Here is a 23285-nt window from a genome sequence, read left to right as displayed (position 1 = left end):
GCGATGTCGGTCCCCCAGCTCAGCGACGAGCAGCGCGGCGAGGAGATCCTCGCCGTCTTCGACACCGCCTTCGGCCGGCTCCTGGCCGCCGACCCGGCCGCGTTCCGGGTGAAGTTCCGCAAGATGGCGGCCTCCGCGTTCGCCTTCTACCGCGGCACGGCCTGCCTGTACTACCACGACCTGGAGGCCGCGACCGGCGGCCGGACGGCCGGGGGCCCGTTCCTGGACGAGCGCACCTCGCGCGTGTGGATCCACGGCGACCTGCACGCGGAGAACTTCGGCACCTATATGGATTCGAACGGCCGTCTGGTCTTCAACGTCAACGACTTCGACGAAGCGTACGTCGGCCCGTTCACCTGGGACCTCCAGCGCTTCGCCGCCTCCCTGGCGCTGGTCGGGTACGCCAAGGCACTCAGCGACGAGCAGATCACCGAGCTGGTGACGATCTACGCGCTGGCCTACCGGGACCGGATACACGCCCTGGCGACCGGCGCCAAGAGCGACGAGGTGCCGCCCTTCACCCTGGACACCGCCCAGGGCCCGCTGCTGGACGCGCTGCGCGACGCCCGCTCGCTGACCCGGTTCGCGCTGCTGGAGTCGATGACCGAGATCCGGGACTTCGAGCGCCGCTTCGCACCCGGCGGCGGCTCCATCGAGCTGGACGCGGCCACCCGGTACAAGGTGCTGGCCGCCTTCGACGGCTATCTGGAGACGCTCCCGGAGGACTCGCTGACCCGCCCCGACTCCTACCGGGTCAAGGACGTGGTGGGGCGCCGCGGCATCGGCATCGGCTCCGCCGGGCTCCCGTCGTACAACATCCTGCTGGAGGGGCACAGCGACGCCCTGGAGAACGACGTGGTGATCTACGTCAAGCAGGCCCAGACCCCGGCCGTCTCCCGGCATCTGACCGACCCCGCGATCCGGGACTACTTCCGGCACGAGGGGCACCGCACGGTGCTGTCGCAGCGCGCCCTCCAGGCGCACGCCGACCCCTGGCTGGGCTGGACCGAGCTGGACGGCGCGGGCCAGCTCGTCGCGGAGGTCTCCCCGTACGCGGTGGATCTCGGCTGGGGCGACCTCGACGACCCGGACGAGATCGCGGCGGTCGTCGCCGACCTCGGCCGGGCCACGGCGACGATGCACGCGGCGGCCGACGACACCTCCGGCGAGTCCCTGGTGCCGTTCTCCACCGAGCGCGCCATCGACGCGGCCATCGCCGCCGACGAGGAGGGCTTCGCCCCGCTCCTGGTGGACTTCGCGCACGGCTACGGCGCCCGCGCGCGGGCGGACCACCAGATCTTCGTCGACCTGTTCCGCAACGGCCGCATACCGGGACTGTGAGGGAAGGGTCACCCGGGGTGCGCGCTCCGGTGCCCACCGCAGCCCTCGGGGTCCACAGCAACCCTTTAGGAGTCCCTTAACGGACTCCATGGCACACTCGGACGGCGATGGACATATCAGGGACCCCGACCAGAGTCGTCCGCGCGGCGCTGTTCACGGCACTCGTCGTGACCCTCGGCACCGCGTCGCACGTGCTGCTGTCCGGGGTCCCGCTGCCGCTGGGCACGGTGGCCGCTGCCGCCGCCGCGGTCTTCGCCGTCGCCTATCTGCTGGCGGGCCGCCGCGAGCAGGGCCTCGGCCGGATCGCCGCCGTGCTGATCCCGCTGGAACTGGCCGTCGACACCCTGTTCACGGCCGGTCAGCAGACCTGTTACGGCGCCGCGGGCGGCCCGGTGACCGGTCCGCTGCGCGCGGTCGGCCTGGACGTGCTCTGCGGGGGCCCGGTCGGCTCCCCGCTGGCCCGGATGACGGCGACCACCACCGCTGCCGCCTCCGACCCCGCCGCCGCGCTCTTCGCCGACGCCGACCCGCGGGCGGCCTGGCTGCTGCTCGCCGTCCATGTCGGGATCGGGCTGCTGGCCGCCCTCTGGCTGCACCGGGGCGAGCGGGCGCTGGCCCAGGTGCTGGCCGCCGCCTCGGCGGCGACGTTCCGCCCGCTGCTGCTGGCCGTGGCCGCCGTCACCGTACGGCCCGCCCCGGCGGCCCCCCGCCGTCCCCGCCCCGCGCACCGCGCGGCGGCCGTCCGGGACCTGCTCCGCTCCCACACCCTCGGCCGCCGCGGCCCACCGGTCGGCGTCACCTTCGCCTGACGGCCGGATCCCGGCGGCAGCGCCACGCCCCCGAGGGGCGTGGCCACCGTGCGATCAGCCGCGCCGCCGCGGGCGGACCTCCCCCGCGACCGGCGCCCGGCCCCGGCGACACCACCGGCGGCACCCCGCCACGCACCCCTTCCCCGAAGACCCGCGCACGCGATCCGTGCGCCCCCACCCGGAGATCTCATCCATGAGCAAGCGAAACAGCAGTGCCGCCAAGTCCGCCGCGCGTGAGCGGCTGCGCCAGGAGCGCGAGCGGGACGCCAAGCGCGCCAAGGCCAAGCGCCAGATCACCGTGGCCGCCACCGTCGTCGGTGTGCTCGCCGCGGCGGGCGGCATAGGCTACGCCGTCGTCCAGGCGAACAAGCCCTCCCACTGGGAGGCCGTGCAGGACGAGACGGTCACCGCCCCCGCCAACACCACCGGCACCGACGGCACCTCGGTCGTCATCGGCAAGGCCGACGCGCCCAAGACCCTCAAGATCTACGAGGACCCGCGCTGCCCGGTCTGCGCCTCCTTCGAACAGACGGTCGGCCCGACCGTCGACAAGGACGTCGCCGACGGCAAGTACAAGGTGCAGTTCGTGGGCGGCACCTTCCTGGACGGCGACTCGCTCGGCGACGGCCAGGTCGGCTCCAACGGCGAGGGCTCCAAGAACGCCATGAGCGCGCTCGGCGCCGCCCTGAACGTCGGCCCGGAGGCGTTCCTGGAGTACAAGGCCGCGCTGTACTCGGCGAAGTTCCACCCCCAGGAGTCCGACGACAAGTTCGCCGACGACAGCTATCTGATCGAGATCGGCGACAGCGTCCCGGCCCTCAAGGACAACGCCACGTTCCAGAACGCGGTCAACAACGGCACGTACGACGCCTGGGCGCTGGCGATGTCCACGTCCTTCGACACCAACAAGGACGATGTCACCGGCACCCCGAGCTTCGTCATGGACGGCAAGAAGCTCACCACGGACCAGGGCAGCCAGCCGATGACCGTGGCGGACTTCAACACGGCGGTGGACGCGGCCCTCAAGGGCTGATCCCACCCACCCCGGCACACGGGGGACGGAAGGGCGGGCGAATTCCCGGGAGTTCGCCCGCTTCTTCGTGCGCCGCCCTTACCACCGCCTCTACCGCTCAGTAACCTGAGCGCCCGTGACCAGTCCTCAGAGATCCGCCCAAGGCTCCGCCGCCGCGCCGGACGCCAACTCCCTTGCCCCGCGCCGCCGTACGGTCGTCAGGGCCGCCGCTGCCGGTGCCGCCCTGGCCGCCCCGCTCGCCGCCGCGCTGCCCGCCCGCGCCGCCGCTGCCCCCGTCTTCGTGCACGGCGTGGCCTCCGGCGACCCCCTGCCCGACGGAGTCCTGCTGTGGACCCGGGTGACGCCCACCGCCGACGCCGCCCCCGGCTCCGGGCTCGGCCCGGACACCGAGGTCGCCTGGACCGTCGCCCGGGACAGGGCGTTCACCGAGGTCGTCGCCCGCGGCTCGCTCACCGCGCGGGCGGCCACCGACCACACCGTCAAGGCGGACATCCGCGGTCTGGCGCCCGCCACCACCTACTGGTACCGCTTCTCCGCCGGAGGCACCGACTCCCCCGCCGGCCGCACCCGCACCGCCCCCGCCGCCGACGCGGCCGTGCCGGGCCTGCGCTTCGGCGTGGTCTCCTGCGCCAACTGGGAGGCCGGCCACTTCTCCGCGTACCGCCATCTCGCCGCGCGCGGCGACCTCGACGCCTGGCTGCACCTGGGGGACTACATCTACGAGTACGGCGCCGGCCAGTACGGCACCCGCGGCACCTCCGTCCGCCCGCACGCCCCCGCGCACGAGATCCTCAGCCTCGCCGACTACCGCACCCGGCACGGCCGCTACAAGACCGACCCCGACCTCCAGGCGCTGCACGCGGCAGCGGCCTGCGTCGCCATCTGGGACGACCACGAGATCGCCAACGACGCCTGGTCGGGCGGCGCCGAGAACCACACCGAGGGCACCGAGGGCGCCTGGGCGGACCGGCAGGCCGCCGCCAAGCAGGCGTACTTCGAGTGGATGCCGGTCCGCCCGGCCGTCGCCGGGACCACCTACCGGGCGCTGCGCTTCGGCCGGCTCGCCGACCTCGCCCTGCTGGATCTGCGGTCCTTCCGCTCCCAGCAGGCCGCCGTCGGCAACGGCCAGGTCGACGACCCGGACCGCACGCTGACCGGCCGCGCCCAGTTGGACTGGCTCAAGGGCCGGCTGGCGTCGGCCGACACCACCTGGCGGCTGGTCGGCAACTCCGTGATGATCGCCCCGTTCGCGATCGGCTCGCTCGCCGCCGAGCTGCTGAAGCCGCTCGCCGAGCTGCTCGGACTGCCCCGGGAGGGGCTGGCGATCAACACCGACCAGTGGGACGGCTACACCGACGACCGGCGCGAGCTGCTGGCCCATCTGCGCGGCAACGCCATCCGCAACACCGTCTTCCTCACCGGCGACATCCATATGGCCTGGGCCAACGACGTGCCCGTGAACGCCGGGACCTATCCGCTGTCCGCCTCCGCCGCCACCGAGTTCGTGGTCACCTCGGTCACCTCGGACAACCTCGACGATCTGGTGAACGTCGCCGAGGGCACGGTGTCCGCGCTGGCCGCGCCGGTGATCCGGGCCGCCAACCGGCATGTCCACTGGGTCGACACCGACCGCCACGGCTTCGGTGTCCTCGACCTCACCGCCGAGCGGGCGCAGATGGACTTCTACACCCTCTCCGACCGCACCCGCCCCGACGCCACCGCCACCTGGCAGCGCTCCTACCGCACCCGCAGCGGCACCCAGAGGGTGGAGCGGACGTACGACCCGGTGTAGCGGACCGTACGGCCGGGGACCTCGGGGGGCTGTGCTTGCGCTGCCGGGTACCTCGGGGGCTGTGCCGCACGGCCGGGTACCTCGCGGGGCTGTGCCAGCACGGCCGGGTACCTCAGGGGGCTGCGCCGCTCAGTCGCTCTTGCGGGCCTCCGTGAGGGAGTCCAGGAAGCCGAGCGCCACCCGCCAGGTGGCCTCGGCGGCCTCCTCGTCGTAGTCCGGCAGATCGGGGTCGGTGTAGAGGTGGCCCGCGCCCGCGTAGCGGTACACCTCCACCTCCGCGCCCGCTCTGCCCATCTGGAGGTACCAGGCGCTCAGCCAGTCGTCCGTCTCGAACGGGTCCGGCTCGGCGACATGCAGTTGCACCGGCAGGTCGTCCACCGACGCGTTCGGCGCGAGGTCCGACGTGCCGTGCAGAAGCAGCAGCCCGCGCGCGTGCTCGTCGCCGAGGGCCAGGGTCTGGGCGAGGGACGCGCCGAACGAGAACCCGGCGTAGACCAGCCCGCGCCCGGAGTGCGGCGCGGCGGCCAGCACCGCCCGTCTGATCAGCTCGTCCTTGCCGAGGGCGTCCCTGGCCGCGCTGCCCTCCTCGACCGTGTCGAACGTCCGTCCCTCGAACAGGTCGGGCGTGAAGACCTCATGACCGGCGGCGCGCAGCCGCTCGGCCGCGTCCCGCACCGCCGGGCGCAGTCCGTAGGTCGAATGAAAGAGCACGATGTCCATGCCCCCATCGTGCCAGCCGCCACTGACAGCGACGGCCCGCCGCGGACTCACAGGTTCACGACCCCCGATCCGGGGTTACGTTCACTGACATGGAAAATCTGCTCCGCCCCCTGATCGTGATCGGTGGCTCGGTGCTGCTGACCCTGGTCATCGGCTGGGCCACCGACCTCCTGCTGCGCAAGGCCGACGACCGGCACGGCGGCACGTCCCTGTGGGGCGGGCTGCGCCGCGCCCGGGTGCCGTACCAGCTCGTCCTGTGCGCCGCCCTGCTCAGAGGCTCCTACGACCAGGCACAACTGCTCACCGGGTTCCGCGAGGGCATCGGGCGGTTGCTGACACTGCTGCTGATCGGGTCGGCCGCCTGGCTGGCGGTACGGATCGCGGCGGCGGTGGTCGGGGCCTCGTACTCCCGCTACGCGACCACCAACTCCTCGCGCGATCCGGCGCGGGTGCGCCGGGTGCGCACCCAGGTGACGCTGATCATGCGGGTGGTCGCGGCGATCGTCGGGGTGGTGGCGGTGGCGGCGATGCTGCTGACGTTCCCGGCGATGCGCGCGGCCGGTGCCTCGCTGCTGGCGTCGGCCGGGATCCTCGGCATCGTCGCCGGGGTGGCCGCGCAGTCCACGCTGAGCAATCTCTTCGCCGGGCTCCAGATCGCGTTCGGCGACATGGTCAGGATGGGCGACACCGTGGTGGTGGACGGCGAGTGGGGTGTGGTGGAGGAGATCACCCTGACGTTCCTGACCGTACGGACCTGGGACGAGCGGCGGATCACCATGCCGGTGTCGTACTTCACGTCCAAGCCGTTCGAGAACTGGTCGCGCGGCACCCCGCAGATGACCGGCACGGTCTTCTGGCAGCTCGACCACTCGGCGCCGACGGCGCTGATGCGCGAGCGGCTGCGGGACATCCTGGGCGGGTGCCCCGCGTGGGACGGCCGTTCCTTCGATCTCTCGGTCACCGACTCCACCCCGAACACCATGGAGGTGCGGGCGCTGGTCACGGCCAAGGACGCCGACGACATCTGGACGGTACGGGTGACCGTGCGCGAGCGGATGCTGGACTGGCTGGTCCGGGAGCACCCCTACGCGCTGCCCCGGGTCAACACCGCGGAGGCCGTCCCGGCGCCGGGTGCGCACGGTGAGCGGCGCCCGTCCGGGGGCACGCCCGGCCCGCGCCGCGCGGTGGAGCCGCACCGGCCGCCGGAGCGCGGCTGAGCGGGGCCCCGGGGGGGCGGATCGCCCTAGTGACCGCGTTCCGCTCCCCCGTTGATCTGCACGATCTGGGAGGTGATGTGCCCGGCGTGCGGGGAGGCGAGCCAGTGCAGGGTGGCGGCGACATCGCCGGGCATGCCGATCCGCCCGGTCAGGGCCTCCGCGCGGGCCCGCTCCCGCCGCAGCGCGTCCGCGTCGGCGGCCTCGCCGGTCCCGGCGCCGAAGAAGTCGGTGTCCTCGATGTAGCCCGGCGCGACCACGTTCACCGTGACCCCGCGCGGCCCCAACTGCCGGGCCAGTTGGTGGGCGTAGGGGTGCAGCGCCGCCTTGGCCGCCGCGTAGGCCACGACGCCGGTGCCCCGGTACGCGGCGATCGAGCTGAGGAACAGCACCCGGCCGCCCGGGTCGGCGAGCCGGTCCCTGAGCGCCTCGGTGAGCAGGGCGGCGCTCAGCGTGTTGTTCCGGAAGGTGATGTTCCAGGAGTGGGCGACGGCGTCGAGGGGGTCGTCACCGGGGGCGGGCGGCTCCAGCAGCCCGTTGCCGCCCGCGCTGTGGATCAGCACGTCCACGGTGCCCAGCTCCCGCGCCACGAACGCCGCGACCGCGCGCACCTCGGCCGGCTCGGCGAGATCCGCCGCGAAGGTCAGCGCCCCCGGCACCCCGGCCCGCTCCAGCACCTCGGCCCGCCGCCCGAGCAGCAGCACCTGGTCCCCGTCCGCGGCGAACAGCCGCGCCGCCGCGAGCCCGATCCCGGTACCACCACCACTGATGACGACATTCCGAGCCATGCCGACAGCGTACGACGCGCTGTGCGCGGGGAGCGGGTCCCCCGCGGGGGGGGCTCAGCACCGGTCTCGGCGTGCCCGGCCTGCGGGGGTCCGCGCCGGGGGGGGCTCAACAGCGGCGTCACCGCGCCCGCGCCGCAGGGGTCCCCCACGGGGCCCAACAACGGCCTCAGCGTGCCCGCACCACAGGGATCCCCGCCCGGGTGGGCTCAACAGGCCTCACCGCGCCCGCACCCCAGGAGTCCCCCGCGGGGACCCAACAACGGCCTCAGCGCGCCCGCACCGCAGGGGTCCCCGCCCGGGGGGGGCTCAACAGCGGCGTCACCGCGCCCGCCCCACAGGGTCCCCGCCGGGGGCAACAGCGGCCCCACCGCACCCGGCGCCCGCGGGGGCCCAACAACGGCCTCACCGTGTCCGCCCCACAGAGGTCCCCGCCAGGGGACCCAACAAGGGCCCCACCGCGCCAGCCCCACAGCCCCACGTCACCGCAGGCTCCGGACGTCCAACTGCCGCAGCACCCGGTCCACCACCCCCGGGTCGGAGCCCGTCTCGCCGCGGGCGGCCAGGACCTCGTGGCGGGCCGCGCTCAGCATCTCGCGCTCGATCCGGCGCAGCCGCCGTACCCGCTGGGCGCGCTGTTCATGTCCCTCGCGGCGTTCCTCCTCGCCGAGTTGCGGGTCGATCCGGATCCCGATCTCGTAGGCGCGGCGGAGCATCCGCTCGCTCATCTCGTCGGGCAGTTGTTCGACGTCCTCGATCTCCTTGAGGCGACGCCGGGCGGCGCCCGCGGCGCGGCGGGCCAGGGCGCGTTCGAACTCCTTCTCCCGCTCGCTGTCGGCCCGCACCCCGAGCCGTTTCACCAGCCAGGGCAGGGTCAGCCCCTGCACCACCAGGGTCGCCATGATCACCCCGAAGGCGATGAACACGATCTCGTCGCGGTCCGGGAAGGGCGAGCCGTCCTCGGTGGTCAGCGGGATGGCGAGGGCCAGCGCGACCGAGGCCACCCCGCGCATCCCGGACCACCACATGACGACCGTCTCCCGCCAGGTGGTCGGGATCTCCTCGTCGTCGTGATCGCGCCGGGCGTGCAGCCGCTGGGTCAGCCAGGTCGCGGGGAGCAGCCACAGCAGCCGGACGAGGACGACGACGCCGACGACCGCGCCCGACCACAGCAGCAGCTCGCCCCAGCGGCCGGAGGCGGTCCGCAGGGCGTTGTGCAGTTCGAGGCCGATCAGCCCGAAGGCGACGCCGGTGACCAGGGTGTCGACGATGTCCCAGAAGGTGGATCCGGCGAGCCGGGTCATCACATCGTCGGCGTCGGTGGCGTAGTCCGTGAGATAGAGCGCGGTGACCAGGACGGCGAGGACACCGGAGCCGTGCAGTTCCTCGGCGGCGACATAGGAGCCGAACGGCACCAGCAGGGTCAGGCCGATCTGGAGGGTGGCGTCGCCGAGGAGGTCCATCAGCCTGTTGGCGCACCAGCCGAGCGCCAGCCCGACGGCGAGCGCGACCACGGCGGACAGCACCAGGTCGAGACCGGCCCGCCAGGGCGAGAAGGTGCCGCTGACGGCGGCGGCGATGGCCACGTGGTAGAGGACGATCGCGGTGACGTCGTTGAACAGCCCCTCGCCCTCCAGGATGGACACCAGCCGCCGGGGCAGTCCGAGCTGTCCGGCGACGGCGGTCGCGGCCACCGGGTCGGGCGGGGCGACCAGCGCGCCCAGCGCCACCGCCGCCGCGACCCCGAGGCCGGGCACGATCGCGTTGGCCACCAGGGCGACACACAGCGTGGTGACAAACACCAGGGCCACGGCCAGCAGCAGGATCGGCCGCAGATTCGCCGCGAACTGCCGCCAGGAGGTCCGCCGCACCGCCGCGTAGAGCAGGGGCGGCAGCAGCAGCGGCAGGATCAGCTCCGGCGGAATGCTGACATTCGGTACGAAGTCCAGCAGCGCCAGGACGATCCCCAGGAGGGTCATCAGCACCGGCGACGGCAGCCCCAGCCGGTCCCCGACCGGGACGCTGAGGACGGCCCCGACCAGCAGCACGAACAGCAGGGCCAGTTGATCCACGGTCGGCGCTCCGGGTGATCGGCGGGGGTACGACAGCCCACACTGCCACGGGCGGCCCCGCCGTCCTCCGGTCTACAGGGCGCGCCGCATGGCCCGATGGGGTATCCCGGCGTCGGGGAACTCCGGACCGTACGCCTCGTATCCGAGCCGCTCGTAGAAGCCCAGGGCGTGGGTCTGGGCGTGCAGGTCGACGGCGGTGAGGCCCCGCGCGCGGGCGGTGTCCTCGATGGCCCGGACCAGTCCGGCGCCGACACCGAGTCCGCGGGCGGCCTTCAGCACGGCGAGCCGGCCGAGCGCGCCCACGGCCGGGTCGCCCCCGGTCCTGCCGAGCGCGGCGGCGCCGTACAGCAGCCGCCCGGTGCCCAGCGGCGCGCCGTCGTCCGCGCGGACGGCCAGCACCTGCACGGCCTGCGCGCCCTCCCGGTCGTGGGCGTCGTACTCGATGTCCTCGGGGACGCCCTGCTCGGCGACGAAGACCTCCTTGCGCAGGGCGAAGCACAGCTCCCGGTCGGCCGCGCTCCGGGCGACCCGGACCGTGTACCCGGGGGCGGTCACCCGTAGGTCTCCGCGCGGACCAGGTCCAGGGCCTGCCGGAGGTCCTCGGGGTAGTCGCAGGAGAACTCCGCCCACTGGCCGTCACCGGGGTGCTCGAACCCGAGGCGCACGGCGTGCAGCCACTGGCGGGTCAGGCGCAGCCGCTTGGCGAGCGTGGGATCGGCGCCATAGGTGAGGTCGCCGACGCAGGGGTGGCGGTGGGCGGCCATGTGGACCCGGATCTGGTGGGTGCGGCCGGTCTCCAGCTTCACATCCAGAAGGGAGGCCGCACGGAACGCCTCGATCAGGTCGTAGTGCGTGACGGAGGGCTTGCCGTCGGCGGTGACGGCCCACTTGTAGTCGTGCTGCGGGTGGCGGCCGATGGGGGCGTCGATGGTGCCGCTCGTCGGGTCGGGGTGGCCCTGGACGAGGGTGTGGTAGCGCTTGTCGACCGTGCGCTCCTTGAACTGGCGCTTGAGCGAGGTGTAGGCGCGCTCGGACTTGGCGACCACCATCAGCCCCGACGTCCCCACGTCGAGCCGGTGCACGATGCCCTGGCGCTCGGCGGCGCCCGAGGTGGAGATCCGGTACCCGGCGGCGGCCAGCCCGCCGATCACGGTGGGGCCGTTCCAGCCGGGGCTGGGGTGCGCGGCGACCCCGACCGGCTTCACGATCACCACGACATCGTCGTCGTCGTGGACGATCTCCATGCCCTCGACCGGCTCGGCGACGATCTGCACGGGGGCGGGCGCCTGCGGCATCTCGACCTCCAGCCAGGCCCCGCCGTGCACCCGCTCGGACTTGCCGACCACCGAGCCGTCCACCGCGACCTTGCCCGCGGCGGCCAGCTCCGCGGCCTTGGTGCGGGAGAAGCCGAACATGCGGGAGATGGCGGCGTCGACGCGCTCGCCCTCCAGGCCGTCGGGCACGGGCAGGGTGCGGATCTCGGGAAGGGTGCTCACCCGTCGAGTATGCCGGACGGGTCCGACAGCCCCGTACGCGTGCCCGATCCGGGACGCTCGCCGGTCGGTCCTTGTGGTCAGTCCTTGTGGTCAGTCCTTGTGGACGGTGCCGTCGGGGTCGAGGCCGCGGAAGGAGAGCAGCACGATCAGGATGCCGCCGCAGACGATCGCCGAGTCGGCGAGGTTGAACACCGCGAAGTGCTTGGGCGCGATGAAGTCCACGACCGCGCCCTCCAGGAAGCCCGGCGAGCGGAAGACCCGGTCGGTGAGATTGCCGAGCGCGCCGCCGAGCAGCAGGCCGAGCGCGATGGCCCAGGGCAGGCTGTAGAGCTTGCGGGCGAGCCGCGCGATGACGACGATCACGGACGCCGCGATCACCGTGAAGATGATCGTGAACGCCTGCCCGAAGCCGAAGGCGGCACCCGGGTTGCGGATGGCGTCGAAGCGCAGCCAGTCGCCGATGACGTCGATCGCCGGGTTGTGCTCCAGCTTCGCCACCACGATGAGCTTGGTGATCAGATCGAAGGCGTACGCGACCCCGGCGACGGCGAACAGCACGGCGATCCGCCGCTTCCCGCGCGGGCGCGCGGGGGCGCCGCCGCTCTCCGCCTCACCCTTGTCGCCCGTACCGCCCGGGTCGCCGACCGGGGTGTGTACCGGTTCGGCGCCGGGGCCTGCCGCGTCCGGGGTGTCCGGAGTACCGATGATGCGCTCCGCCTCTGCCACGTGAGTCCCTCAACCTAGGTGCCTGCTGAGCACGAGGGTACGACACACCCCATAAGGCCCCGGTGCTCAGGAGGGCCGCCGGGTGCCTGCTCCGGCGCTCAGTAGCGGCGCTCCTGCTTCTGCTTGCACTCCACGCACAGGGTGGCCCGCGGGAACGCCTGCATCCGGGCCTTGCCGATCGGCTTGCCGCAGTTCTCGCACAGGCCGTACGTACCGGCCTCCAGGCGCTGGAGCGCGCGCTCGGTCTGGATCAGCATCTCGCGCGCGTTGGCGGCGAGCGCCAGTTCGTGCTCGCGCGTGATGTTCTTGGTGCCGGTGTCGGCCTGGTCGTCGCCCGCGCCGTCGCCGGAGTCCCGCATCAGGCCGACCAGGGAGCGCTCGGTCGAGGAGATCTCGGACCGCAGCCGCTCCATCTCGGTGATCAGCTCGGTACGGGCCTCGGCGACCTCTTCCGGGGTCCAGGGGTCCTCCCCCGGCCGCACCGCCAGCTCACCGGGCTCGGCGGCGGGCCGCGCCTTGGGCACGGCGGTCGTGGCCGCCGTCGCCGCCGTCGCCGCACCAGGGGTCTTCTTGGCAACCACCGTCTTGGCTCCCGTCTGCTCCGCGGCCACGGCCGCATCCACGTTCTTCGCGATACTCCTGCGCCCGGCGGATTTACCGGGGGTGCGCCGCCCGGCGGATTTACCGGGGGGCTGTTGTCCGGCGGCTTTGCCAGGGGGCTGTTGTCCGGCTACCGGGCCGGGGGCCTGCCCTCCGGTGGCTCTACCGGAGGTCTGTTTCGCGGCTGCCGGGCCGGGGCGCCGCTTTCCGGGCGTGGTGCTGTCGGGGGCCTGCTTTGCGGCGGCTTCGTCGGGGGCCCGTTCCCCGGCTGCCTGGCCGGGAGCCTGTTCCCCGGGCGCTTTGCCCAGGGCCTGCCTTCCGGCGGCTTCGCCAGAGGTCTTCTTCCCGGCTGCCCGGCCAGGGGCCCGCTTCCTGGCCGCTTTGCCGGAGACCTGCTTTTCGGGCGCTGCGGCAGGGGCCTCTTCCCCCGCTGCCTGGCCGGAGGCCCGTGCACCGGCCGCCGCAGCGGCGCCGGAGCCCTCCACGGCTGACGCGCGCGAGGCGGGCGTCTTGGCTGCCCCCTTGGCCGTCGCCCCCTTGGACGTCGCCTTCTTCTCCGTCGCCTTCTTCGCGGGGCGCTTCCCGGCCGAGGGCTTCTCGGCGTCGGTCGCCTTGGCGGCCTGGGACTGCTTGACCGGGGACTGGGCGGTCTGGGGCTGCTTGACCTGGGGTTCTTCGGTAGCGGTCTCCTTGGTGGGGGATTTCCTGATCCGAGCCTTCTTGGCAGGGGCCTTCCCCGCAGGGGCCTTCCCGGCGGGGGCCTTCTCCGCTGAGGGCTTACGGGGCGGGCTCTCGCCCGGAGCCTTCTCCGCCAGGGCCTCCTTGGCCGCCGCCTTCTTGGCGGGTGCCTTCTTGGCACGTGCCTTCTCGACCCCGACGGACGCCTCCTCAGCCACAGCCCTCCCGGCCACAGCCTTCTTCCCCGCGCTCTTCCCCGCGCCCTTCCTCGCCACCGCCTTCTTCCCCACCGCCCCCTTCGCCGCCCCCTTCGCCACCGAGGCCCGCTCAGCCCCACCCCCTGTGGCACCCCCCACAGCACCCCCCACCCCACCCGCCACCCCACCCGAAGCCACCGCGCCCACAGCCCCGCCCGCGTCGGCGTTCCCGCCGGTCGCCGGCCCCCGTACGGCGGTCTTCTTCGCCACCATGGCCGCGGCCCCTTCACATACGGTGATCTTGCTCGCGAATCGTGCTGGGACGATAAATCGACTTGAGTCGCGCGGCAACGGGGCACGCCGCCCCGGCCGCCCGCCCCGGCACCGCCACGCGGCAGGCATGCATCCGTTGTGCCCAGCTCCCCGCCGCGTGAATCCGCTCCCGGGGCATCATCCGACACAAGCCACCACACCAGGCCATTCGGGGCATATCTCCCCCATCAAGACCGACCCAGCCCACCCCGACCCAGCCCACCCCCGCCCAGACCGCCCCATCCCACCCCGACGCACCCCACCGCACCCCCACCCGCCCCCCTCCCCCACCCCTCCCCCACCCCCGCCAAACCCGGTCGCCCACTGTCCGCCCGGCGCCGTACACTGACCGGAGCGAAAGGCGTGGATGGGGACGAGTAGCGGCGGACGCAGCCCAGAGCGACCCGGGGACGGTGGAAGCCCGGGGGCGAGCGCGACGCGAAGATCACCCCGGAGCCGCCGGAAGAAAGCCGCGAAGAGCCTCACAGCAGGCCCGTACAGGCCCGCAGAAGCCCCTACAGGCCCGTACGAGCCCGCACAGGTCCGTACACCCCGTAGCGGAGAGGCCCCCGCGGCGAGTAGACCCGGATCGCGACCCCAATGAGGGGGCTCCCCGGAGCACGTGCCGCGCAGCGCGCGGACACCGACCCGGAGGGCCAAGGAGGGTGGTACCGCGGGAGCGCGCCGCAGCCGGCGCGACGGCGGGTCCGACACCAGGACCGGTCCGGCTCTCGTCCCTCCGACGGAAGGCAGAAAGTCCGTTGGAGGATCCCCGCAGATGACAGCGCCGACGTACCGCCAGGTACCCGCCCAGGTCGACCTGCCCGCCCTGGAGCACGCCGTGCTCGACTTCTGGCGCGAGCAGAAGATCTTCGCCAAGAGCCTGGAGCGGTCCGAGGGCCGCCCCGAATGGGTGTTCTACGAGGGCCCGCCCACCGCCAACGGCATGCCCGGCGCCCATCACATCGAGGCCCGGGTCTTCAAGGACGTCTTCCCCCGCTTCCGCACCATGCGCGGCTACCACGTGGCCCGCAAGGCCGGCTGGGACTGCCACGGCCTCCCGGTGGAGCTGGCCGTCGAGAAGGAGCTGGGCTTCTCCGGCAAGAAGGACATCGAGGCGTACGGGATCGCCGAGTTCAACGCCCGCTGCCGCGCCTCCGTGCTGCGCCACACGGACGCCTTCGCCGACCTCACGACCCGCATGGGCTACTGGGTCGACCTGGACGAGGCGTACGTGACCATGGAGCCGGAGTACATCGACTCCGTGTGGTGGTCGCTGAAGGAGATCTTCGGCAAGGGCCTGCTGGTCCAGGACCACCGCGTCGCCCCCTGGTGCCCCCGCTGCGGCACGGGCCTGTCGGACCACGAGCTGGCCCAGGGCTACGAGACGGTCGTCGACCCGTCGGTGTTCGTCCGCTTCCCGCTGACCTCCGGCCCGCTGGCCGGTGAGGCGGCCCTGCTGATCTGGACGACCACCCCGTGGACCCTGGTCTCCAACACCGCCGTGGCCGCCCACCCCGAAGTCACCTATGTGGTCGCGACCAACGGCGAGGAGAAGCTGGTCGTCGCCGAGCCGCTGGTCGAGAAGGCGCTCGGCGAGGGCTGGGAGCCGACCGGGCAGCGCTTCACCGGCGCCGAGATGGAGCGCTGGTCGTACCGGCGCCCCTTCGAGCTGATCGAGTTCCCGGCGGGCACCGAGGCCCACTTCGTGGTGAACGCGGACTATGTGACCACCGAGGACGGCACCGGTCTGGTCCACCAGTCGCCCGCCTTCGGTGAGGACGACCTCAAGGTCTGCCGCTCCTACGGCCTGCCGGTGGTGAACCCGGTCCGCCCGGACGGCACCTTCGACGAGGACGTCCCCCTGGTCGGCGGCGTCTTCTTCAAGAAGGCCGACGAACGCCTCACCGAGGACCTCGGCACCCGCGGCCTGCTCTTCCGCCACGTCCCCTACGAGCACAGCTACCCGCACTGCTGGCGCTGCCACACCGCGCTGCTCTACTACGCGCAGCCCTCCTGGTACATCCGCACGACGGCCGTCAAGGACCGCCTGCTGGAGGAGAACGAGCGGACGAACTGGTTCCCGGACACGGTCAAGAACGGCCGCTACGGCGACTGGCTCAACAACAACATCGACTGGGCGCTCTCCCGCAACCGCTACTGGGGCACCCCGCTGCCCATCTGGCGCTGCGAGGAGGGGCACACCACCTGCGTCGGCTCCCGCGCGGAGCTGTCCGAGCTGACCGGCACCGACCAGTCGTCCCTGGACCCGCACCGCCCCTTCATCGACGAGATCACCTTCCCGTGCCCCCGGTGCGAGAAGACCGCCACCCGGGTGCCCGAGGTGATCGACGCCTGGTACGACTCGGGCTCGATGCCGTTCGCGCAGTGGGGCTACCCGTACAAGAACAAGGAGCTGTTCGAGAGCCGCTATCCGGCGCAGTTCATCTCCGAGGCCATCGACCAGACCCGCGGCTGGTTCTACACACTGATGGCGGTCGGCACCCTGGTCTTCGACAGGTCGTCGTACGAGAACGTGGTCTGTCTCGGCCACATCCTCGCCGAGGACGGCCGCAAGATGTCCAAGCACCTGGGCAACATCCTGGAGCCCATCCCGCTGATGGACCAGCACGGCGCGGACGCGGTGCGCTGGTTCATGGCGGCCGGCGGCTCCCCCTGGGCGGCCCGCCGGGTCGGCCACGGCACGATCCAGGAAGTGGTCCGCAAGACCCTGCTGACCTACTGGAACACGGTCGCCTTCCAGGCCCTGTACGCGCGGACCTCGGGCTGGGCCCCGTCCGCCGCCGACCCGGCCCCGGCCGACCGCCCCCTGATCGACCGCTGGCTCCTCTCCGAACTGCACGCCCTCACCGACCAGGTCACCCAGTCCCTGGAGGCGTACGACACCCAGCGCGCCGGCAAGCTGCTCTCCGCGTTCGTCGACGATCTGTCGAACTGGTACGTGCGCCGCTCCCGGCGCCGGTTCTGGCAGGGCGACAAGGCGGCGCTGCGCACCCTGCACGAGGTGGTGGAGACGGTCACGAAGCTGATGGCCCCGCTGACCCCGTTCATCACCGAGCGGGTCTGGCAGGACCTGATCGTGCCGGTCACCCCCGGTGCCCCGGAGTCGGTGCACCTGGCGTCCTGGCCGGAGCCGGAGCTGACCGCGATCGACCCGGAGCTGTCCCGGCAGATGGTGCTGGTCCGCCGCCTGGTGGAGCTGGGCCGGGCCACGCGCGCGGAGTCCGGCGTCAAGACCCGCCAGCCGCTGCGGCGGGCGCTGGTCGCGGCGACCGGCTTCGACGCCCTGGACCGCGAGCTGCACGCCCAGATCACCGAGGAGCTGAACGTCGAGTCGCTGGCGTCGCTGTCCGAGGTGGGCGGCAGCCTGGTCGACACCACGGCCAAGGCCAACTTCCGGGCGCTGGGCAAGCGGTTCGGCAAGCGGGTGCAGGAGGTCGCGAAGGCCGTCGCCGAGGCGGACGCGGCGGCGCTGTCGCTGGCCCTGCGGGAGGGCACGGCGTCGGTGGAGGTCGACGGCGAGACCGTCGCCCTCGCCCCGGACGAGGTGATCATCACGGAGACGCCCCGTGAGGGCTGGTCGGTGGCGTCCGACGCGGGTGCCACGGTCGCGCTCGACCTGGAGATCACGGCGGAGCTGCGGCAGGCCGGGCTCGCCCGGGACGCGATCCGGCTGATCCAGGAGGCCCGGAAGAACAGCGGGCTGGACGTGGCCGACCGGATCGCCCTGCGCTGGGTGGCGACCGACCCGGCCACCATCGCCGCCCTCGGCGCGCACTCCGGGCTGATCGCGGACGAGGTGCTGTCCACCGACTTCGCCCAGGGCGAGGCCGACGACACCTTCGGTCCGGCGTTCACCGACGAGGGCCTGTCCCTGAGCTTCCGACTGCGGAAGGCCCGCTAGCACATAGTCCCGTTGGTCGGGTTCCGTCGGGTGGGTGCGAGTGGCGCGGGCTGCTCGCACCCACCCGCGCGCGGACGACCGCCCGCCGGGACCTGCCCACCGCACCGGACCGGCGGGTCCCGTACCGCCGTCCGGCAACAAAAGCTGAGCGTTGTTCAGCAACACGCGTAAAAGGGGCGGGCCCCGGATCGGAATCCGGGGCCCGCCCCTTCTGCTGAACGCTGCCGACGGCTACGCCGTACTACGCCCGCCTCAGTTGTCGTCCTCGTCGATCAGGAACCCGCGCATCGGCGACGGGGCCTGCCCCATCGGGGACGGGGCCTGCGGCCGGACCGGAGCCATCGGCTGGGTCATCGCCGGGGACATCTGCTGCTGGCCGCCGTAGGACGGAGCGGCCGGGCTCGGTGCGCCGCCCATCGGGCCGCCCATCGACGGGTTGCCGCCGTAGGACGGGGCGCTCGCGCCGGCCGGGGCCATGGAGGGCGCCGGGGACGGCGGCAGCGAGGCGGTCGCCGGGGTGCGCGGCGGGGCCAGGGAGTCGTCCGCCTGCGTTTCGAGCTGACGGAGCTGCGACTCCAGGTAGGACTTCAGCCGCGTACGGTACTCGCGCTCGAAGCCGCGCAGATCCTCGACCTTGCGCTCCAGGGTGGCGCGGGCGGACTCCAGGGAGCCCATCGCGACCCGGTGCTTCTCCTGCGCGTCCCGCTCCAGGGCGTCGGCCTTGGCACGGGCGTCCCGCTCCAGGCCCTCGGCGCGCGAACGGGCCTCTCCGACGATCTTGTTGGCCTCGGAGCGGGCCTCGGCGATCGCCTGGTCGGCGGTCTGCTGGGCCAGCGAGAGGACACGGGCGGCGCTGTCGCCGCCGGGGCCCTGACCGGGCATCCCGGGGCCGCCCATGGGACCGCCCATCGGACCACCCATGGGGCCGCCCATCTGGCCCTGCATCGGGGCCTGCCCCATCGGAGCCTGACCCATCGGGGCCTGACCCATGGGGCCCTGTCCCATCGGGCCGGGACCCTGCGGGCCCTGTCCACCGGGACCGGCGGGCAGTTGCGGGGCACCGCTCGGCAACTGGGGCGGGCCACCCATGGGGCCACCCATCTGCTGCTGCGGCGGGCCCGATATGCCGGCGGGCACCGGAGCGCCGGGACCTCGCATCCCCTGCTGCGGCATCCCGCCCTGCGGAGGCATCCCCTGCTGCGGCATCCCGCCCTGCTGGGGCATCCCCTGCTGCGGCATCCCGCCCTGCGGAGGCATTCCCTGCTGGGGCATGCCGCCCTGCTGGTCCTGGGGCTCCGGGGGCTTGCGCATGTTCTGCTGGTTCTGCGCGGCGGCTCGGGTGGCCGCGGCCAGTTTAGCGCGCAGATCCTCGTTCTCACGGAGCAGCCGGGTCAGTTCGGCTTCGACCTCGTCGAGGAAGGCATCGACCTCGTCCTCGTCATAGCCTTCTCGGAGGCGGACGGTCGTGAACTGCTTGTTCCGCACATCCTCGGGGGTCAACGGCATCTCTTCACCTCAACGTAGTCGTCGGCAGTCGGCAAGACGGTAGTTCACATCGCTCACAGCCGGCTCACGATCCAGATCAGGATGTAGACGATGATCATCAGTACGAAGAAGGACAGGTCGAGCGCCACGCCCCCGAGACGCAGCGGCGGAAGGAACCGCCGCAGAAGCTTGAGCGGTGGATCGGTGACAGTGTAGGTGGCCTCCAGAAGGACCACCATCGCCTTGCCGGGTTGCCATGAGCGGGCGAACTGGAACACGTAGTCCATGACCAGCCGGAAGATCAGCACGATGAGAAACACCATCAGCGCGATGTAGATGACATCCAGGACCACGCCCATGTTCGGTGCTTCCCTCTCCCCAGTCCGTTGCTCTGTTGTACCGCTGTTCCGGTTCGTACGTCTCAGCTCTGGTTGAAGAACCCGCCCTCTGCGATACGGGCCTTGTCCTCCGCCGTGACATCGACGTTAGCAGGCGACAACAGGAACACCTTCTGCGTCACCCGCTCGATACTGCCGTGAAGACCAAACACCAATCCGGCCGCAAAGTCGACAAGTCGCTTGGCGTCCGTGTCATCCATCTCCGTGAGATTCATGATCACCGGAGTGCCCTCACGGAAGTGTTCCCCGATGGTACGGGCCTCGTTGTAGGTCCGCGGGTGGAGTGTGGTGATCCGGTACGGCTCTCGTTCGGACACGACCTTGGGCATGATCACCGGCGCGTTCTTCTCCAGGGACTGGCGTTCTTGTGTGATGGACGCCACGGGCGCGATACGCGCCGGACGTCCGGATTCAGCGGCGAGCGAAGAGGAGCGCGCCACCGGCTCGCGAGGCGCGGGCGGTTGGACGATTCGCACCTCTTCATCCCTTTGGGACTGATGCACCGCATGTGACTGATGAGGCTGATGGGATGGTTCATGCCGTCGGTGGTCCCGCTCCGGCTCCGGGTCGAGTTCGGGCTCGAAGTCGTCATCGGGGTCGAAGCCCCGGCCGTCGTACCCATCGTCCTCCACGAGGCCGAGGTAGACCGCCATCTTGCGCATCGCGCCGGCCATGCTCTGAGTCCTCCGCTCTGTGGTGGATCGGCTGACGACTGCCAAGTGCCCGCGATCCACGAGGTCGTTGCGCCCGCCTTTCGGCGGTATTGACCATATTTTCTGCTGTGGTCCGACTTCTTGGCGACGTTACCCGAGCCCGGGGCGGACTCCGAGTACCGCCGTACCGACGCGCACATGTGTCGCCCCGGCCGCCACGGCCTGCTCCAGGTCCGCACTCATCCCTGCCGAGACCATGGTCGCAGCCGGATGGGCCCGGCGCAGGTCGGTCGACCATTCCATCAACCGTCCGAACGCCGCCTGTTGCCGCCCCGCGAACTCCCCGGTGAGCGGGGCGACGGTCATCAGTCCGTCGAGCCGCAGCCCCGGCGAGCGGGCGACGAGCGCGGCCAACTCCTCGATCCCCTCCGGCGCCACGCCCCCGCGCTCCCCCCGGCCGTCGGCGCCCGCGTCCAGGGCCACCTGGATCAGGCACCCCGTCTCCCGGCCGGCCCGGACCGCCTCCCTGGACAGGGCGGTGACCAGCCGGGACCGGTCGACGGACTGCACGAAGTCCGCGTACCCGACGACGGATCGGACCTTGTTGGTCTGGAGCTGTCCGACGAAGTGCCACCTCAGCGGCAGGTCCGCGCATTCCGCGGCCTTGGGCGCCGCGTCCTGGTCGCGGTTCTCGGCGACATCGCGCACCCCCAGTTCACTGAGGATCCGCACATCGCTCGCCGGATAGGTCTTGGTGACGACGATGAGGGTCACGTCCCCCGGCGCGCGCCCGGCCGCCGCGCACGCGGCGTCGATGCGCGCCCGCACTGCCGTCAGATTCGCGGCGAGTTCGCTCCTGCGGTCCGTCATGTCCTACCGGTCCAGCCAGACATAGCCCGCGAGCCGGCCCGTGGTCCGGTCGCGGCGGTGCGAGAAGTGATCGGGCGACTCCCGGGTGCACACCGGCGACCGCTCCAGGTCGCGCACTCCGGCGCGGGCGAGCTGGGCGTGCACCCCGGCGGCGACATCGACCGCGGGAGTGCCCCAACTCGTCTCCGCGTGCGCCGCGGGTTCCACGGCGGCGACCTCGGCGCGCATCGGCTCCGGCACCTCGTAGCACCGTCCGCAGACGGCCGGTCCGGTGCGGGCGACGATCCGGGCGGGGTCGGCGCCGCGCTCGGTCATCGCGCGTAGCGCGGCGGGGACGATTCCGGCCACCAGCCCGGGGCGCCCGGCGTGCGCCGCGGCGACGATCCCGGCGACCGGGTCGGCCAGCAGCACCGGGACGCAGTCGGCGGTCAGCACCGCGAGGGCGAGACCGCGTTCGGCGGTGACGAGCGCGTCGGCCTCGGGGGCCGGGCGCTCGCCCCAGGGGCCGTCGACCGCGGTGACCGCGTTGCCGTGCACCTGGTTCATCCAGACCACCCGGCCGGGGTCGATGCCCAGCGACTTGGCGGCCGTCTCCCGGTTGGCGGTGACCGCGCCGGGGTCGTCGCCGACCGCGCCGCCGAGGTTCAGCTCCTCATACGGAGCGGCGCTCACCCCGCCCCACCGGTCGGTGAAGGCGAAGTGCGCGCCGCTCACGTCTGTCTGTCGTCCTATCACTTCAGGAAGTCCGGCACGTCCAGCTCGATCTCCTCGGCGGCGCTGGAATAGCTGCGGGAGGGCGGGACCGGCGGGGCGGAGTGGTCGGCGACCGGCTCCGGGGCGGGCTCGGGCTCCTCCTTGGGCTTGACGCTGCCGAGCGAGCCGAAGGAGGGGCGGCTGTCGGACTGCCGTACCGGGGCGGGCTCGTCGCGCTTGGCGCCGGCCGAGCTGAGCACGTCCCGCTTGGCGGGCGGCTGGCCGCCGTCGAACCCGGCGGCGATCACGGTGACCCGGACCTCGTCGCCGAGGGCGTCGTCGATGACGGCGCCGAAGATGATGTTGGCCTCGGGGTGGGCGGCCTCGCTGACCAACTGGGCGGCCTCGTTGATCTCGAACAGTCCGAGGTCGGAGCCGCCGGAGATGGAGAGCAGCACCCCGCGGGCGCCGTCGATGGAGGCTTCCAGCAGCGGCGAGGAGATGGCCATCTCGGCGGCGGCCACCGCGCGGTCGTCGCCGCGGGCCGAGCCGATGCCCATCAGGGCCGAACCGGCCTCGGACATGACCGACTTCACATCGGCGAAGTCGAGGTTGATCAGACCCGGTGTGGTGATCAGATCGGTGATGCCCTGGACACCGGAGAGCAGGACCTGGTCGGCCGACTTGAAGGCGTCCAGGACGGAGACCTGGCGGTCCGAGATGGACAGCAGCCGGTCGTTGGGGATGACGATGAGGGTGTCGACCTCTTCGCGCAGTTCGGCGATGCCGTCCTCGGCCTGGTTGGCCCGGCGCCGTCCCTCGAAGGTGAACGGGCGGGTGACGACGCCGATGGTCAGGGCGCCCAGCGAGCGGGCGATGTTGGCCACGACGGGGGCGCCGCCGGTGCCGGTGCCGCCGCCCTCACCGGCGGTGACGAAGACCATGTCGGCCCCCTTGAGGACCTCCTCGATCTCCTCGCGGTGGTCCTCGGCGGCCTTGCGGCCGACGGCCGGGTTGGCTCCGGCGCCGAGTCCGCGGGTCAGTTCGCGGCCGACATCGAGCTTGACGTCGGCGTCGCTCATCAACAGCGCCTGGGCGTCGGTGTTGATGGCGATGAACTCGACACCCTTGAGACCGACCTCGATCATCCGGTTGATGGCATTGACACCACCGCCGCCGACACCGATGACTTTGATGACTGCGAGGTAGTTCTGCGGTGCTGCCACGTCGAAGGCCTCTCGCCTCGATTACGAGTCGCCGTGTCGCGGGTCTCCGCGCTCCGGCGACTGATGCCGAATGGGACGGTCCGTAGCGCCGACCCGAACCCTAACCCTGAAGTTTAGGGTTACCAGTATGTCTGTTCCCTGAAGTCTTCTGAACAGGACAGTAAGTCGACAAGTGGCGCCCGTTCAACGAACACGCCGAACCTCCCGTTTTTCTTTTCACCCTATGTGATCAGCCGTAGCGCTGCCCAACCAGGGTGCTG

At 72.3% G+C, this 23285-nt stretch carries 19 protein-coding genes; 6 read left to right on the top strand and 13 right to left on the bottom strand.

The genetic code is table 11. The features are described 5' to 3' along the window. The first annotated feature begins 3 nt into the window (after window positions 1-3). The 4 genes from AB0O01_RS14610 (at window position 4) to AB0O01_RS14595 (ending at window position 4975) form a co-directional block, all read left to right on the top strand. On the top strand, window positions 4-1341 hold the full coding sequence (locus AB0O01_RS14610; RefSeq protein WP_365313339.1) for a DUF2252 domain-containing protein: 1338 nt from the start codon (window positions 4-6) through the stop codon (window positions 1339-1341). Window positions 1342-1448: 107 nt separating this feature from the next. Then, entirely contained in the window at window positions 1449-2150 is a 702-nt protein-coding gene (locus AB0O01_RS14605) for a hypothetical protein (protein WP_365313337.1), read from the top strand. A gap of 193 nt (window positions 2151-2343) precedes the next feature. Further along, window positions 2344-3183 (top strand): thioredoxin domain-containing protein, encoded by an 840-nt coding sequence (locus tag AB0O01_RS14600; protein ID WP_365313335.1) that lies wholly within the window; start codon window positions 2344-2346, stop codon window positions 3181-3183. Between the two features lie 115 nt (window positions 3184-3298). Further along, window positions 3299-4975 (top strand): alkaline phosphatase D family protein, encoded by a 1677-nt coding sequence (locus AB0O01_RS14595; protein ID WP_365313334.1) that lies wholly within the window; start codon window positions 3299-3301, stop codon window positions 4973-4975. Window positions 4976-5104: 129 nt separating this feature from the next. On the opposite strand, the gene AB0O01_RS14590 is transcribed toward AB0O01_RS14595, so the two are convergent. After that, a complete protein-coding gene (locus AB0O01_RS14590; protein ID WP_365313332.1) occupies window positions 5105-5695 on the bottom strand; it encodes a dienelactone hydrolase family protein in 591 nt (196 codons plus the stop codon). Window positions 5696-5784: 89 nt separating this feature from the next. Here AB0O01_RS14590 and AB0O01_RS14585 point away from each other — a divergent pair, with 89 nt between their 5' ends. Beyond that, the gene (locus tag AB0O01_RS14585) at window positions 5785-6912 is read left to right on the top strand and encodes a mechanosensitive ion channel domain-containing protein (RefSeq protein WP_365313330.1); all 1128 of its coding nucleotides are present in this window, start codon (window positions 5785-5787) and stop codon (window positions 6910-6912) included. 26 nt (window positions 6913-6938) lie between these two features. Here the strand turns inward: AB0O01_RS14585 and AB0O01_RS14580 are convergent, their stop codons facing one another. From AB0O01_RS14580 to AB0O01_RS14555, 6 genes are all read right to left on the bottom strand, one after another. Further along, a complete protein-coding gene (locus tag AB0O01_RS14580; protein ID WP_365313328.1) occupies window positions 6939-7697 on the bottom strand; it encodes an SDR family oxidoreductase in 759 nt (252 codons plus the stop codon). 479 nt (window positions 7698-8176) lie between these two features. Then, window positions 8177-9766: a Na+/H+ antiporter gene (locus AB0O01_RS14575; RefSeq protein WP_365313326.1), complete on the bottom strand. Its 1590-nt coding sequence runs from the start codon at window positions 9764-9766 to the stop codon at window positions 8177-8179. Window positions 9767-9838: 72 nt separating this feature from the next. Next, window positions 9839-10321, bottom strand: a complete 483-nt coding sequence (locus AB0O01_RS14570) for a GNAT family N-acetyltransferase (RefSeq protein ID WP_365313324.1) — start codon at window positions 10319-10321, stop codon at window positions 9839-9841. Further along, on the bottom strand, window positions 10318-11262 hold the full coding sequence (locus AB0O01_RS14565) for an RluA family pseudouridine synthase (protein ID WP_365313322.1): 945 nt from the start codon (window positions 11260-11262) through the stop codon (window positions 10318-10320). The genes AB0O01_RS14570 and AB0O01_RS14565 overlap by 4 nt, the downstream gene beginning before the upstream one ends. A 90-nt stretch (window positions 11263-11352) precedes the next feature. Continuing rightward, window positions 11353-11988 carry a signal peptidase II gene (lspA, locus tag AB0O01_RS14560; RefSeq protein ID WP_365313320.1) on the bottom strand — a complete coding sequence of 212 codons (636 nt, stop codon included), beginning with the start codon at window positions 11986-11988 and terminating at the stop codon, window positions 11353-11355. Between the two features lie 98 nt (window positions 11989-12086). Then, window positions 12087-13736 (bottom strand): TraR/DksA C4-type zinc finger protein, encoded by a 1650-nt coding sequence (locus AB0O01_RS14555; RefSeq protein ID WP_365313319.1) that lies wholly within the window; start codon window positions 13734-13736, stop codon window positions 12087-12089. 817 nt (window positions 13737-14553) lie between these two features. Here AB0O01_RS14555 and ileS point away from each other — a divergent pair. Next, on the top strand, window positions 14554-17700 hold the full coding sequence (gene ileS, locus AB0O01_RS14550; RefSeq protein WP_365313318.1) for an isoleucine--tRNA ligase: 3147 nt from the start codon (window positions 14554-14556) through the stop codon (window positions 17698-17700). A 252-nt stretch (window positions 17701-17952) separates the two neighbouring features. On the opposite strand, the gene AB0O01_RS14545 is transcribed toward ileS, so the two are convergent. From AB0O01_RS14545 to ftsZ, 6 genes are all read right to left on the bottom strand, one after another. Then, window positions 17953-19206: a DivIVA domain-containing protein gene (locus AB0O01_RS14545; protein WP_365313316.1), complete on the bottom strand. Its 1254-nt coding sequence runs from the start codon at window positions 19204-19206 to the stop codon at window positions 17953-17955. Window positions 19207-19259: 53 nt separating this feature from the next. Then, window positions 19260-19544: a YggT family protein gene (locus AB0O01_RS14540; RefSeq protein ID WP_365313314.1), complete on the bottom strand. Its 285-nt coding sequence runs from the start codon at window positions 19542-19544 to the stop codon at window positions 19260-19262. A 62-nt stretch (window positions 19545-19606) separates the two neighbouring features. Continuing rightward, entirely contained in the window at window positions 19607-20257 is a 651-nt protein-coding gene (sepF, locus tag AB0O01_RS14535) for a cell division protein SepF (protein WP_365313313.1), read from the bottom strand. A 129-nt stretch (window positions 20258-20386) separates the two neighbouring features. Then, entirely contained in the window at window positions 20387-21106 is a 720-nt protein-coding gene (locus tag AB0O01_RS14530; RefSeq protein ID WP_365313311.1) for a YggS family pyridoxal phosphate-dependent enzyme, read from the bottom strand. 3 nt (window positions 21107-21109) lie between these two features. After that, window positions 21110-21841, bottom strand: coding sequence for a peptidoglycan editing factor PgeF (gene pgeF, locus AB0O01_RS14525; protein ID WP_365313309.1), 732 nt, complete (start codon window positions 21839-21841; stop codon window positions 21110-21112). Next, entirely contained in the window at window positions 21838-23025 is a 1188-nt protein-coding gene (ftsZ, locus tag AB0O01_RS14520) for a cell division protein FtsZ (RefSeq protein WP_365313307.1), read from the bottom strand. Before ftsZ ends, pgeF begins: the two co-directional genes overlap by 4 nt. Between the last annotated feature and the right edge of the window lie 260 nt (window positions 23026-23285).

The sequence above is a fragment of the Streptomyces sp. NPDC093252 genome (genome assembly GCF_040683675.1).
Lineage (GTDB): Bacteria > Actinomycetota > Actinomycetes > Streptomycetales > Streptomycetaceae > Streptomyces.
Note: the sequence above shows the minus strand (reverse complement) of the source record. Positions and strands in the feature narration are given on the sequence as shown.